Origin of the sequence: Rhodococcus sp. As11 (genome assembly GCF_048957735.1) — a bacterium.
GTDB classification, from domain to species: domain Bacteria; phylum Actinomycetota; class Actinomycetes; order Mycobacteriales; family Mycobacteriaceae; genus Rhodococcus; species Rhodococcus gordoniae.
In genome coordinates, this window is the sequence record NZ_JARDJE010000004.1 from 303,136 (window position 1) to 316,042 (window position 12,907).

General features: G+C 68.1%; 14 protein-coding genes. 11 read left to right on the plus strand and 3 right to left on the minus strand.

Features of this window, described 5'->3' with window-relative positions; translation table 11 throughout:
• Positions 1-62: 62 nt before the first annotated feature.
• From trpB to PV766_RS07555, 6 genes are all read left to right on the plus strand, one after another.
• Complete coding sequence (gene trpB, locus PV766_RS07530) at positions 63-1,325, plus strand: tryptophan synthase subunit beta (protein ID WP_421096824.1); 1,263 nt, start codon at positions 63-65, stop codon at positions 1,323-1,325.
• Positions 1,322-2,125: a tryptophan synthase subunit alpha gene (gene trpA / locus PV766_RS07535; RefSeq protein WP_016935009.1), complete on the plus strand. Its 804-nt coding sequence runs from the start codon at positions 1,322-1,324 to the stop codon at positions 2,123-2,125. Before trpB ends, trpA begins: the two co-directional genes overlap by 4 nt.
• Entirely contained in the window at positions 2,122-3,132 is a 1,011-nt protein-coding gene (gene lgt, locus PV766_RS07540; protein ID WP_064062975.1) for a prolipoprotein diacylglyceryl transferase, read from the plus strand. Before trpA ends, lgt begins: the two co-directional genes overlap by 4 nt.
• Positions 3,129-4,043 (plus strand): TM2 domain-containing protein, encoded by a 915-nt coding sequence (locus PV766_RS07545; RefSeq protein WP_064062976.1) that lies wholly within the window; start codon positions 3,129-3,131, stop codon positions 4,041-4,043. The genes lgt and PV766_RS07545 overlap by 4 nt, the downstream gene beginning before the upstream one ends.
• A 92-nt stretch (positions 4,044-4,135) precedes the next feature.
• Entirely contained in the window at positions 4,136-5,557 is a 1,422-nt protein-coding gene (gene pyk, locus PV766_RS07550) for a pyruvate kinase (RefSeq protein ID WP_064062977.1), read from the plus strand.
• On the plus strand, positions 5,554-6,438 hold the full coding sequence (locus PV766_RS07555) for an acyl-CoA thioesterase (RefSeq protein ID WP_421096782.1): 885 nt from the start codon (positions 5,554-5,556) through the stop codon (positions 6,436-6,438). The genes pyk and PV766_RS07555 overlap by 4 nt, the downstream gene beginning before the upstream one ends.
• Here the strand turns inward: PV766_RS07555 and PV766_RS07560 are convergent.
• Together PV766_RS07560 and PV766_RS07565 are read right to left on the minus strand one after the other, a co-directional pair.
• The gene (locus tag PV766_RS07560) at positions 6,408-6,602 is read right to left on the minus strand and encodes a hypothetical protein (RefSeq protein ID WP_421096783.1); all 195 of its coding nucleotides are present in this window, start codon (positions 6,600-6,602) and stop codon (positions 6,408-6,410) included. The two genes, PV766_RS07555 and PV766_RS07560, sit on opposite strands and share 31 nt — an antisense overlap.
• Positions 6,599-7,216, minus strand: coding sequence for a DJ-1/PfpI family protein (locus PV766_RS07565; protein ID WP_421096784.1), 618 nt, complete (start codon positions 7,214-7,216; stop codon positions 6,599-6,601). The genes PV766_RS07560 and PV766_RS07565 overlap by 4 nt, the downstream gene beginning before the upstream one ends.
• A 349-nt stretch (positions 7,217-7,565) precedes the next feature.
• Here PV766_RS07565 and PV766_RS07570 point away from each other — a divergent pair, with 349 nt between their 5' ends.
• The 4 genes from PV766_RS07570 to PV766_RS07585 are packed head-to-tail and all read left to right on the plus strand — an operon-like array spanning position 7,566 to position 11,176.
• On the plus strand, positions 7,566-8,594 hold the full coding sequence (locus tag PV766_RS07570) for an isopenicillin N synthase family dioxygenase (protein WP_064063033.1): 1,029 nt from the start codon (positions 7,566-7,568) through the stop codon (positions 8,592-8,594).
• A gap of 44 nt (positions 8,595-8,638) precedes the next feature.
• Positions 8,639-9,475: a MetQ/NlpA family ABC transporter substrate-binding protein gene (locus PV766_RS07575; protein WP_129976116.1), complete on the plus strand. Its 837-nt coding sequence runs from the start codon at positions 8,639-8,641 to the stop codon at positions 9,473-9,475.
• Positions 9,475-10,494, plus strand: a complete 1,020-nt coding sequence (locus PV766_RS07580; RefSeq protein WP_064062981.1) for a methionine ABC transporter ATP-binding protein — start codon at positions 9,475-9,477, stop codon at positions 10,492-10,494. The genes PV766_RS07575 and PV766_RS07580 overlap by 1 nt, the downstream gene beginning before the upstream one ends.
• A gap of 13 nt (positions 10,495-10,507) precedes the next feature.
• A complete protein-coding gene (locus PV766_RS07585; protein ID WP_129976114.1) occupies positions 10,508-11,176 on the plus strand; it encodes a methionine ABC transporter permease in 669 nt (222 codons plus the stop codon).
• A gap of 37 nt (positions 11,177-11,213) precedes the next feature.
• Here PV766_RS07585 and PV766_RS07590 read toward each other — a convergent pair whose 3' ends face one another.
• Positions 11,214-12,227 (minus strand): iron-siderophore ABC transporter substrate-binding protein, encoded by a 1,014-nt coding sequence (locus PV766_RS07590; protein WP_421096825.1) that lies wholly within the window; start codon positions 12,225-12,227, stop codon positions 11,214-11,216.
• Between the two features lie 351 nt (positions 12,228-12,578).
• On the opposite strand from PV766_RS07590, the gene PV766_RS07595 reads away from it, so the two are divergent.
• Positions 12,579-12,860 (plus strand): hypothetical protein, encoded by a 282-nt coding sequence (locus PV766_RS07595; protein ID WP_245207778.1) that lies wholly within the window; start codon positions 12,579-12,581, stop codon positions 12,858-12,860.
• Positions 12,861-12,907 lie beyond the last annotated feature (47 nt).

A 12,907-nucleotide genomic window follows, 5' to 3' on the forward strand; every position in this document is an offset into this window, starting at 1 on the left:
AGACTGGACGCGTGACTGCAGACGATTCCGCACTTTCCGCCAAGGGCCGGGGGCTTCCCTCGATGAGCGAAGCCCTCGCCACTCCGACCGCGCACGAACCCGACGTCCGCGGCCACTTCGGAGCCTTCGGTGGCCGCTATGTGCCCGAGGCGCTCATGGCGGTGATCGAGGAGGTCACCGCCGCCTACGAGAAGGAACGCGTCGACCCCGGCTTCCTCGCCGAACTCGATCGGCTGCAGCGCGAGTACACCGGTCGCCCGTCCCCGGTCTACGAGGCCACTCGTCTCAGCGAACACGCGGGAGGCGCGCGCATCTTCCTCAAGCGCGAGGATCTCAACCACACCGGCTCGCACAAGATCAACAATGTGCTCGGGCAGGTGCTGCTCGCCAAGCGCATGGGCAAGACCCGCGTGATCGCCGAGACCGGCGCCGGCCAGCACGGCGTCGCCACCGCGACCGCGTGCGCCCTGTTCGGTCTCGAATGCCGGGTCTACATGGGCGAGGTCGACACCGAGCGGCAGGCGCTCAACGTCGCGCGCATGCGTCTGCTCGGCGCCGAGGTCATCGCTGCCAAGACCGGCTCGCGCACCCTCAAGGACGCGATCAACGAAGCGATGCGCGACTGGGTCACCAACGCCGACAACACCTATTACTGCTTCGGCACCGCCGCCGGTCCGCATCCCTTCCCGGCGATGGTCCGCGACTTCCAGCGCATCATCGGCCTCGAGGCACGCGCCCAGATCCGCGAGCTCACCGGTCGTCTGCCCGACGCCGTCGTCGCCTGCGTCGGCGGAGGGTCGAACGCGATCGGCATCTTCCATCCGTTCATCGACGACCCGTCCGTCAAGCTCGTCGGCTGCGAGGCCGGGGGAGACGGGGTCGAGACCGGACGTCACGCCGCCACCATCGGCGGCGGCACCCACGGTGCTCTGCACGGCGCGTACTCGTACCTGTTGCAGAACGAGGACGGCCAGACCATCGAATCGCATTCGATCTCCGCGGGGCTCGACTATCCCGGCGTCGGCCCCGAGCACGCCTGGCTCGCCGACACCGGCCGGGCCGAGTACCGCGCCGTCACCGACAGCGAGGCGATGGACGCCTTCGCGTTGCTGTGCCGCACCGAGGGCATCATCCCCGCTATCGAGTCGGCCCACGCCGTCGCCGGTGCCGTGAAGCTCGGCCCCGAACTCGGCAAGGGCGCCATCGTCCTCGTCAACCTGTCCGGTCGCGGAGACAAGGACGTCGACACCGCCGCCAAGTGGTTCGGTTACCTGCCGACCGACGAGTCCGCCGACAAGACCGGCCCCGAAGGAGCAGCCCAGTGAGCGCCCCGCACGAACGCCTGACCGAGATCTTCGCGACCTGCCGCGCCGAGAACCGCGCCGCGCTGGTCGGCTACCTCCCGGTCGGCTATCCGACCGTCGAGCGTTCCGTCGAGGCGATGAAGGTCCTCGTCGAGGGTGGCTGCGACCTCGTCGAGGTCGGCATCCCGTACAGCGACCCCGTCATGGACGGCACCACCATCCAGAACGCTGCGTTCGAGGCGATCGCCAACGGCGTCCGGGTCCGCGACGTCTTCCCCGCGGTCGAAGCGATCACCGCCGCCGGTGGCGCCGCAGTCGTGATGACCTACTGGAATCTCGTGAGCAAGTACGGCGTCGAGAACTTCGCGCGCGACCTCGCGGCGGCGGGCGGACTCGGCATCATCACACCGGATCTCGTGCCGGACGAGGCCGAGGAGTGGATCGCCGCCGCCGACAAGTACGGGCTCGGCCGGATCTTCCTGGTCGCACCGTCGTCGACCAACGAACGCCTCGCGATCACCCTCGACAAGTGCCGTGGCTTCGTCTACGCCACGTCGACGATGGGTGTCACCGGCGCTCGCGACAGTGTCGACAACCGCGCGCCGGAGATCGTCGCCCGGGTGCGCACGCACTCCGACATCCCGGTCGGCGTCGGCCTCGGTGTGCGCAACGGTGCACAGGCCGCGGAGATCGCGGGTTACGCCGACGGCGTGATCGTCGGTTCGGCGCTGGTCTCCGCAGTCGCGGAGGGACACGACGCGCTGCTCGCCCTCACACAGGATCTCGCGAAGGGCGTTCGCTCCGCTAACGTGCACTCGTGACATCCACTGCGTCTGTTCTGGCATATCTGCCGAGTCCGCCGCAGGGCGTCTGGTACCTCGGGCCCTTCGCCCTCCGTGCCTACGCCCTGTGCATCATCGTCGGGATCGTCGTAGCGATCTGGTGGGGCGACCGCCGCTGGGTCGCACGCGGCGGGCAGGCGGGCACCGTCCTCGACATCGCTGTGTGGGCGGTGCCCTTCGGCCTGATCGGCGGGCGGCTCTATCACGTCGCCACCGATTGGCAGAAATACTTCGGAGCCGGGGCGGACCCGGTCGACGCCCTGAAGATCTGGGAGGGCGGCCTCGGTATCTGGGGCGCCGTCGCGTTCGGTGCGCTGGGTGCGTGGATCGGGTGCCGCCGGCGCGGGATCCCGCTGCCCGCCTTCGGGGACGCGCTCGCCCCGGCGATCCTGCTGGCGCAGGCCATCGGGCGCCTCGGCAACTGGTTCAACCAGGAACTCTACGGCCGCGAGACCACGGTCCCGTGGGGACTCGAGATCTACGAGCGGCGCAACGGCGCGGGACAGGTCGCTCCCGGGCTGGTCGACGGTGTGTCCACGGGTGAGGTGGCCTTCGTCGTGCACCCGACCTTCCTCTACGAACTGCTGTGGAACCTCGCCGTGGTGCTGTTGCTGGTGCTCGTCGACCGGAAGTTCACGATCGGCCACGGACGACTGTTCGCCCTCTACGTGGCCGGGTACTGCGCGGGCCGGTTCTGGATCGAACTCATGCGCACGGACGCCGCCACCGAGATCGCGGGCATCCGGATCAACACGTTCACCTCGGGCATCGTGTTCGTGCTCGCGGTCGCGTACTTCGTCCTCGCGCGCAAGGGTCGCGAGGAGCCTTCGACACTGAATCCGGGGGCGGCAGCGCACGCGGCCGACCCGGCGGCCGAGGACGAGACGGCCGGGACCTCGCCTGCCGCCGGCACCGCCGGCCCCTCGCCTGCCGCCGGTAGAGTCGACGAGGCGACGTCCGGAGACAACAAGGGGGATCACTCGTGACCACACAGGACCCGGGAGCTGCGGGAGCACCCGATTCGGAGCCTGCCAAGCCGGACCTGACGAAGCGGACCGGGTCCGGACCCGGCGCGGACGCCCCGGATCGGTCGGAGAGCGACCAGACGCCGCCGCCCGATCTCGGGCGCGCCTTCGACTACGACGCCACCGCGCAGGCCTCGCTGTCGGCGCAACCGCCCACCCTCGACTCCCTCGGTGGTGCCACCGGCACTCCGGGGCCCGGATGGGACACCTATTCCGGTGTCGGCAACGGACCGGGTTGGGGCAACACCCCGAGTTACCCGCCGCCGGCCGAGCACCAGTCCGACTATCCGCCCCCGGGCGACTACCCCTACGGCGAGCATCCGGGCCGGACCGAGTCCGGGGCCGGGCCGGTCTACGGGACACCCGATCCGCACTTTCCGATCGGGTCCCCGCAACAGGACCCTTCGCAGGGCGGGTACACCGGTCCGCAGGGATCGCACCAGGCGCAGGGATACGGTCCGCCGCAGGGTGGGTACACCGGTCCGCAGGGATCGCACCAGGCGCAGAGTTACGGCCCGCCGCAGGGTGGACAGGGATACGGCCCGCCGCCCGGTTACGGGGTGATGCCCGCCTACGGCTACCCCGACCCGTCGAACCCGTACGGTCGCGACGCCGCAGCGCCCTTCGGACGCGATCCCTACACCGGCGAGCCGTACTCCGACAAGAGCAAGGTCACCGCGGGCGTGCTCGAGATCCTGCTCGGTGCCTTCGGTGCCGGACGCTTCTATCTCGACCAGCCGGGCGTGGCGGTCGCGCAGATCGCCGTCACCTGGCTCACCTGTGGTATCGGTGGCATCTGGCCGTTGATCGACGGCATCCTGATGCTCACCGGCAAGGTCCGCGACAAGAACGGACGTCAACTTCGTCCGTGATGCCCCGGCATCGCCCGTCTCACGGGCACCCCGGCGACACGCGCCGGGGTGCTGAGATGGAGGGTCCGGGCGTCGAGGGCTAGGCTCGAACCGTGACCCGACGCACCAAGATCGTTTGCACTATGGGGCCGGCCACCGCCGACCCCGATGTCCTGCGGAATCTCGTCGACGCCGGAATGGACGTCGCCCGCCTGAATTTCAGCCACGGCGAACACGCCGACCACGAGGGCCACTACAACCGGGTCCGCGCTGCGTCGGAGGCCTCCGGGCACGCCGTAGGCATCCTCGCCGATCTCCAAGGGCCGAAGATCCGGCTCGGACGATTCGCAGAGGACCGCACCGTATGGGAGCACGGTGAGGTCGTCCGCATCACCGTCGACGACGTGATGGGCGACCACGACCGCGTCTCGACCACCTACAAGGAACTCGCGCAGGACGCCGTCGCCGGCGACCGGCTGCTCGTCGACGACGGCAAGGTCGGATTGGTCGTCGAGGCCGTCGAAGGCAACGACGTCGTCTGCCGGGTCATCGAGGGCGGACCGGTCAGCAACAACAAGGGTGTCTCCCTGCCGGGGATGAATGTTTCCGTTCCGGCCATGTCGGAGAAGGACATCGAGGATCTCGAGTTCGCGCTCCGTCTCGGTGTCGACTTCATCGCCCTGTCGTTCGTGCGGTCCCCGGCCGACGTCGAACTCGTCCACGAGGTGATGGACCGGGTCGGCCGGCACGTGCCGGTGATCGCCAAGCTCGAGAAGCCCGAGGCCGTCGAGAACCTCGAGGCCGTGGTCCTCGCCTTCGACGCGGTCATGGTGGCGCGCGGCGATCTCGGCGTCGAGCTGCCGCTCGAGGAGGTCCCGCTCGTGCAGAAGCGCGCAATCCAGATTGCGCGCGAGAACGCCAAGCCCGTCATCGTCGCGACGCAGATGCTCGAGTCGATGATCGAGAACTCGCGTCCCACCCGCGCCGAGGCCTCCGATGTCGCGAACGCGGTGCTCGACGGCGCCGACGCTGTGATGCTCTCGGGTGAGACCTCCGTCGGGAAGTTCCCGGTCGAAACGGTCCGCACGATGGCGCGCATCATCACCGCCGTCGAATCCGATTCGACGGAAGTGCCTGCGCTGACGCACGTTCCGCGTACCAAGCGCGGTGTCATCTCGTACGCCGCCCGCGACATCGGCGAGCGTCTCGACGCCAAGGCGCTCGTCGCCTTCACCCAGTCCGGCGACACCGTGCGCCGACTGGCGCGTCTGCACACGCCGCTGCCGCTGCTCGCCTTCACGCCCGCCCCGCACATCCGTAACCAGCTGGCACTGACGTGGGGCACCGAGACCTTCTCGGTCGAACCGGTCGACACCACCGATCAGATGGTCGAACAGGTCGACGCCGCCTTGTTGTCGCTGGGCCGGTACCAGCGCGGCGACCTCGTCGTGATCGTCGCCGGTGCGCCCCCCGGACGTTCGGGTTCGACCAACCTCATCCACGTGCACCGGCTGGGTGAGAAAGACACCCGGTGACGCGTTCGGGCACAAGGGATCTCGATGTTCTCCTCGGCCTGCTCGATCTGGAGCAGGTCGAGGAGAACGTCTTCCGGGGCGGGCATCCGGCGCAGGTCGGCAGCCGCACCTTCGGCGGACAGCTCGTCGCGCAGGCGCTCGTCGCGGCCGGGCGGACCGTGGGTGATCGTCCCGTGCACGCGGTCAACGCCCACTTCATCCGGGGCGGCGACGTCAAGCGACCCATCGACTACCACGTCGTCACCCACCGGGACGGCCGGGATTTCGCCAACCGGATGGTCACCGCCTGTCAGGACGAGCAGGAACTGTTCGTCATGCTCGCCGCTTTCCAGCGATGGGGCAAGGGACTCGAACATTCGGTGACCGTCCCCGAAGTTCCACTGCCCGAAGCGCTTCCACCGATCGGCGAACGTCTGCGCGGCTTCGAGGACCAGCTGCCGCATTTCGTCGGCGCCCTCAAGCCGATCGACATGCGTTACGCGAACGACCCCGCATGGGTGCTGCGGGGAGCGGGGGAGAAGCTCGGTCACAACCGCGTATGGATGCGCGCCGACGGGCAGTTGCCCGACGATCCGCTGCTCCACGTCGCCACGCTGGCCTATGCGTCCGACACGACCATCCTCGATTCGATTCTCACCACCCACGGTCTGTCGTGGGGACTCGACCGGATCGTGGCCGCGACGGTCAACCATTCGATCTGGTTCCACCGTCCGCTCCGCTTCGACGAGTGGCATCTGTACGCCACGGAATCGCCGGTGGCCGCGGGTTCCCGAGGGATGGCGACGGGCCGTTACTTCACGATCGAGGGTGAGCTGGTGGCGACGGTCGTGCAGGAAGGGCTCATCCGTCACTATCCGCCGCGTCGTCCGCCGGGGAGCTGATCGGCCGATCGGTCGACCGCGGCGGACAGTGCGCGCATGCCTTGCCCGATCGTCATCGGGGCTTCGACGCCGGTCTCGTCGCACGGTGCACGTGCAGCGTCGGCATGGGTCGGACCGATCGCGGAGACCGCGCCGAGCAGGTCCGTCTCGCGGTGCCCCGTCACGACCCGGATGTCATGAGCTCGTAATAGCCTCGCGGGTCGCGCTCACCGTAGAGGGCGTACCAGGCGTCGAGGACACGCGGTTCGTACATGTCGAGCCGCGCGAAGATCGCGCGGGCGAAGTCGACCGGGGCGATGCCGCTCGCGGTGATGAGATCACCGTCCGTGACCGCGGGCTCGTCCCGGTACAGCCCCGCGCCGCCGTAGCCGACATGCTGCAGGAACTCGAGGGCGTTGCTCGTATGGGGCCGCTCGTCGAGCAGTCCGGCGGCGGCGAGCGCACCGGTCGCGCCGCAGACCGCGGCCACCGGTACACCGGCGTCGAGGAACTGCCGGGCCTTCTCGACGAAGGGGGCGTAGGCGTCGGTCGGCCAGATGTCGTTGCCCGCGAGGATCAGCATCGCGCTGTCCTCCGGCGTCACATCCGCGAGCACGGTGTCCGGGACTATCCGCAGTCCGCCCTTCGTCGTGACCGGCTCGGCGGAGCCGCCCACCGTGCGGACGCGGTACCGTCCGGGATTCCGCTGCCATTCGGGATCCGCGAGGTGCGCCGTGACGTATCCGATCTCCCAGTCCGCCAGGGTGTCGTACACGGCGACGTGAACCGTTTCCACCATGACAGTATGCTGGCAGGAACGTGATGTGCCGGCAATGGGCCTCGTTGCCCGTCGGGGGTGATTTGCCCGGTGGTCGCGGAGGCGATTAGCCTTGATCAGGACCACGTCGTGGCGCCACTGTCGTCGAAGGTCGCGCGCGGCCTCATCGGAGGAGAACATGGGCAACACTCACACGCAGACTGTGAGCACACGCGCTCGGGGCGCCGTGGCTCCTGCGTGTTGTCGTTGCCGCTGATCTCCCTGCCCGGGCAGCTCGTCCTGCCCTCACGATTTCCCTGAGTCCGCCGCGACCGACGGTCCGGCAAGCGACCGGGAATCCTCGCATCCGATGCGGTTCGAAAGGCACATCATGTCCGATTCGGCGGTATTACCCGTCGTCGATCTGTCCGATCTCGACGGCGACGACACAACACGTACTGCTCTGCTCGATCGTCTCCGGGTCGCCACCCACGAGATCGGGTTCTTCCATCTCGCCGGCCACGGGATCGACACCGTGCTCGCGGACGACCTCGTCGCCGCGGCCCGCGAGTTCTTCGCCCTTCCCGAGGCGGACAAGCTCGCCGTCGAGAACATTTACTCGCCTCACTTCCGCGGCTACACCCGCGTCGGTGGCGAGCGCACCCAGGGCAACGTCGACTGGCGCGAACAACTCGACATCGGTCCGGAGCGCGACGCCGTCGCCGAGATCGGCCCCGACCGTCCCTGGGAGGTGCTGCACGGCCCCAATCTGTGGCCGGAGCGGATCCCGCGACTGCGCGAACTGGCACTGCGCTGGATCGACGAGGCCGGCAACGTCGGACGCCGGCTGCTCGGTGCCTGGGCCGAATCGCTCGGCGCCCCGGCCGATCACTTCGAGAAGGCCTTTGCCGATCCCGACCCGCTGCTCAAGATCGCGCGCTATCCCGGGCACGACCGGTCGGTCACCGACCAGGGAGTAGGCAGTCACAAGGACGTCGGTGCGTTGACGCTGCTGTATCCCGAACCCGGCAGCACCGGATTCCAGGTCGAACTCGACGGTAGCTGGGTCGACATCGACCCGCTCCCAGGGCATTTCATCGTCAATATCGGGGAACTCCTCGAGGTCGCCACCGGTGGCTACCTCCAGGCGACGGTCCATCGGGTGCTGCCCCCGCCCGCGGGCACGGACCGCGTGTCGTTGCCGTTCTTCCTCAATCCCGGCCTCGACCGGGCACTCCCGCCGGTGGAGTTGCCCGCAGAACTCGCAGCAGCCGCCCGCGGTGTCGGTCCCGACGCGCACGGCGGTACCCTGCACGCCGTCTACGGCCTCAACGCACTCAAATCCCGCCTCCGGGCACACCCGAACGTGGCGGAGCGTTTTCACGCGGATCTCCTCGCCCGCTTCGCTGCACCCCGATAATCGATTCTGTCCGTCCCGCTATCCCTACGGAAGGTATCCACCCGATGTCACTGCGTCGTATCGTCGTCGCCTCCGCTGCGCTCACCCTCGCGGTGGGTCTCGCGGCCTGCTCGTCGTCCGAAGAGGACGGCACCACCCTCCGGATCTCTGCATCGTCCACTCCGCACGTCGAGATCCTCGACCACGTCGTGAGCACCGGGGCGCTGGGCGACTACACGCTCGACATCGTCGAGATCACCGGTGAGGTCGATCCCAACGAATTGCTCGAGGCCGGCGACGTCGACGCGAACTATTTCCAGCACGAGCCCTACCTGACGGACTGGCAGAAGCAGAAGGGTGTCGACGATCTCGTCGCGGTCGCCGACGTGCACCTCGAGCCGATCGGCCTGTACTCGAACAAGATCGGCTCGCTCGACGAGCTGAAGGACGGCGACACCGTCGCCGTGCCGCGCGACACCACCAACTACGCCCGCGCGCTGTACCTGCTCGAATCGGCCGGGCTGATCGAGATGGACGTGCCCTTCGAGGACGCCGACCTGTCGGTGGTCACCGAATCGAACATCACCGCCAACCCGAAGAACCTGAACCTCGTCGGCATCGAGCGTCCGCAGCTCGCCCGTCAGCTCGACGACGCGCAGATCACCGCCGCCGTGATCAACTCCAACTACGCGCTCGAAGCCGGCCTCGATCCGGCCGACGACGCCATCGTCACCGAGAAGGTGGAGAACAACCCCTTCTCCAACCTGCTCGTCGTGCGGGCCGAGAACGAGAACGACCCGGCCGTCACCGCTCTCGCCGAGGCTCTCGAATCGCCCGAGACGGCTGCCTGGATCGAGGAGACCTACTCCGGCGCCGTGCTTCCGGTTCACCCGACGAACTGATGATCGTCGTCGAGAACCTCGTCAAGACCTTCCCCGGAGCCGGGCGCTCCGGGGAGGTCGCGGCGCTGCGAGGGGTGTCGCTCGAGATCCCGGACGGCGAGATCTACGGCATCGTGGGCCCGTCCGGATCCGGCAAGTCCACCCTGTTGCGCTGCCTGAACCTGCTCGAGCGGCCCACCTCGGGACGGATCCTGCTCGGCAAGGACGATCTGTCGACGTTGTCCGGCGCCGATCTGCGTGCGGCCCGTCGCCGGATCGGGACGGTCTTCCAGCAGTTCAACCTGCTGCATTCGCGCACGGTGATCCGGAACGTGGAGTTCCCGCTCGAGGTAGCCGGGGTGAGCAAGGAGCAGCGACGGAAACGAGCCCTGGAACTGCTCGATCTCGTCGGCCTGGTGGGCAAGGGGGAGAGCTTCCCGTCGCAGCTGTCCGGTGGTCAGCAACAGCGTGTGGGTATCGCCCGCGCACTCGCGGCCGAACCGGAGGTACTGCTGTGCGACGAGGCCACGAGCGCCCTGGACCCCGACACCACCGATCAGGTTCTCGATCTCGTCGCCGAGGTGAACAGACGACTGGGTGTCACGGTCGTGGTGATCACGCACGAACTCGGGGTGCTGCGCCGGATCTGCACCTCGGCCGCACGTCTCGCCGCAGGGCAGGTCGTCGAGACCGGCCGGATCGTCGATCTCGTCGCCGATCCCGAATCGGCACTCGGGCACGCACTCGTCCCGGTCGGCACCGACCCGTCGGCGGGATCGGGTGCGGACACGGCTCTGGTCACCGCAATCGGCGATGCCGCACACGGACCGTGGCTCGCGGAGATGATCCGTGCCCTCGACACCGATGTCGCAGTGGTCGGTGGCCGGGTCGAACAGGTCGGCAGCGTCACCGTGGGCCGGATGCGCCTGCGGTTCACGGCGGGCACCGACCGGGCACGCATCGAGGGATTCGTGGCCGAACGCCCGTACCTGAGCCTGGCCTGGGGGACGGAAGGCGAACTGGAGGGACTCACGGAATGACGGTGCAGGCGCGATGAACAAGCTGCAGTGGTACGACGCCTTCCCGGAAGTGTGGGAAGCCACCCTCGAGACGCTCTACATGGTTGCCGTGTCGTTCCTGCTCACCATCGTCGGTGGTGTGCTGGTCGGGATCGTATTGCAGTTGACCTCACCGTCCGGACTGTGGCCCCGCAGGACGCTCAACACCGTTCTCGGTGTGATCGTCAACCTGTTCCGGTCGCTGCCCTTCCTCATTCTGCTGATCGCCCTGATCGGGTTCACCCGCTTCGTCGTGGGCACCGCGATCGGGCCCACTGCGGCGATCGTGCCGCTCACCATCGGCGCGATCCCGTTCTTCGGCCGGATCGTCGAATCCGCGTTGCGGGAGGTGCCGCGCGGCCGGGTCGAGGCGGCCCAGGCGATGGGAGCCACGAACCTCCAGATCGTGCGCAAGGTGCTGCTGCCGGAGGCGTTGTCGCCGCTGATCGCCGGAGCCACCCTCACGCTCGTGCTGCTGGTGGGCTACTCGGCGATGGCCGGCGTCATCGGTGGTGGCGGTCTCGGCGACTTCGCGATCGTCTACGGCTACCAGCGGTTCAACACGCCGGTGCTGCTGGTCGCGGTGGTCGTTCTCATCGTGATGGTGCAGATCATGCAGTCCATCGGTGATCTGATGATCCGCAGGCTCGCGCACCGGCGGTGACACCCGGGAGCCGGGCGCACCACCGGTGGCGTCCGGCTCAGCGGTCGAGCTTCGCGAGCGCCTCGTCGATGAGCGGGATGTAGCGGTCGATCGCCCACGGCACGGTGAGCGGATTGATGATCGACGAGCCGGTGACGAAAGGTTGTTCCTTCGGCGCGACCAGCGACCCGCGGGCGACCGCCGGGATCTGCCGGTAGACCGGCTGGGCTTCGATCTCGGCGCGGTTCGCCGGGTCGGAGTAGAAGGTGAAGATCAGGTCCGATTCGGACAGCAGGCCGGCGTTCTCGAGACCGATGACCGCGGAGTCGGTGCCCTCGGTCTCCTCGAGCGTCTCCGCGACCGGGTCGACCGTCAATCCGAGTCCGCGGACCATCGCCACCCGTTGTTCATCGGGCATGAACACCCCGAGCGTGCCGGGGCCGGTGTTGTAGATGTAGGAGAACGTCACGTCGGTGTACTCGGGATGGGCAGCCGCGGCGGCCTCGAAGGTGTCCTCGATCTCGGTGATCAGGCCGAGGGACTCCTCGTGCCGGCCGAGGGCGGTGCCGATGGTCTCGATCTGGTCCTGCCAGGTGATCGTCCACGGCAGTTCGGGATAGGCGACGGTCGGGGCGATCGCGGACAACAGGTCGTACTGTTCCTGCGTGATCCCGGACCACGGAGCAAGGATGACGTCCGGCGCGAGTCGGGCGATCGCCTCGACGTCCACCTCGGCTCCGCCGGTGAACTGTTCGGGCAGCGGCTCGTCACGCTCGGTCAATTCCTCGTGGATCCAGGGCAGATATCCCGTTTCGTCGCTGCCCCAGGGATATTCCTCCACACCGATCGGGGTGACACCCAATGCGATCGCCGTCTCGGCCGAGCCCATCCCGAGCGTGACGACCCGTTCGGGTTGCGCGTCGATCTCGGCGGTCCCCAGTGCGTGTTCGATCACGACGGGCTCGAATTCGCCGGTGGGTGAGTCGTTCGGCTCGATGTCGGCTCCGGACGAGCAGGCCGTGAGGGCGACGGCGGCGGCGACCAGCACGGCGGTCGCGCGCGGAATGCGCATCAGGGCTACCGGGCGAGGCTCGCGGCCGGGGCGCAGGGATCGGAGTTTCATGGGTACCTCTCGGCGATGGGGGCAGATCAAGAGGTGAGCCTAACCTTCTTTCGAGCCCGTCGGTGACCGGCAGATTTCAGGGTGCCTGTCGGATTAGTGATGCCCCACAAACAGATCACGAGACGCATGTCACATTTGATAGTATTCTGTTATCGAAACCGCTCACGGCCCGAGCGGAGAAGGGAATGGCCGTAACCGGCTCCTGCGGGGGTCCGCTCGTCACCGACAATTCGTCGACAGGGATGGTGAGTGGACGCGGGAGTGCGGGAGGGGTCGTTCCGGGGAGGAACGGAGATGCTCATGGTTGCATCCACAGGCAAGAGGCCCGATTCGATACCACGCTCGAGTCGGCGAATTCTCGCGATCATCGCGCTCACGGGAATGCTCACGATCGGTTTCCTGGCGGCGGTGTTCACCGGGTCCTATCTGATCGGCGGTGCGTTCGCCATGCTGACCGGTGCGTGCATCGTCCTGGCGCACCTGATGATCGCGCCCGCCTCGATCATCCACGACGACGAGGCGGAGACGGCTGCCCGTTCCGATGTCCGGGGGCGGTGGCATCTTCTCGGAAGCGGATCCTGATCTCGGGCTCCGTCTCCGTACCGCCCCGCGACACGCGGGTTCCCCGG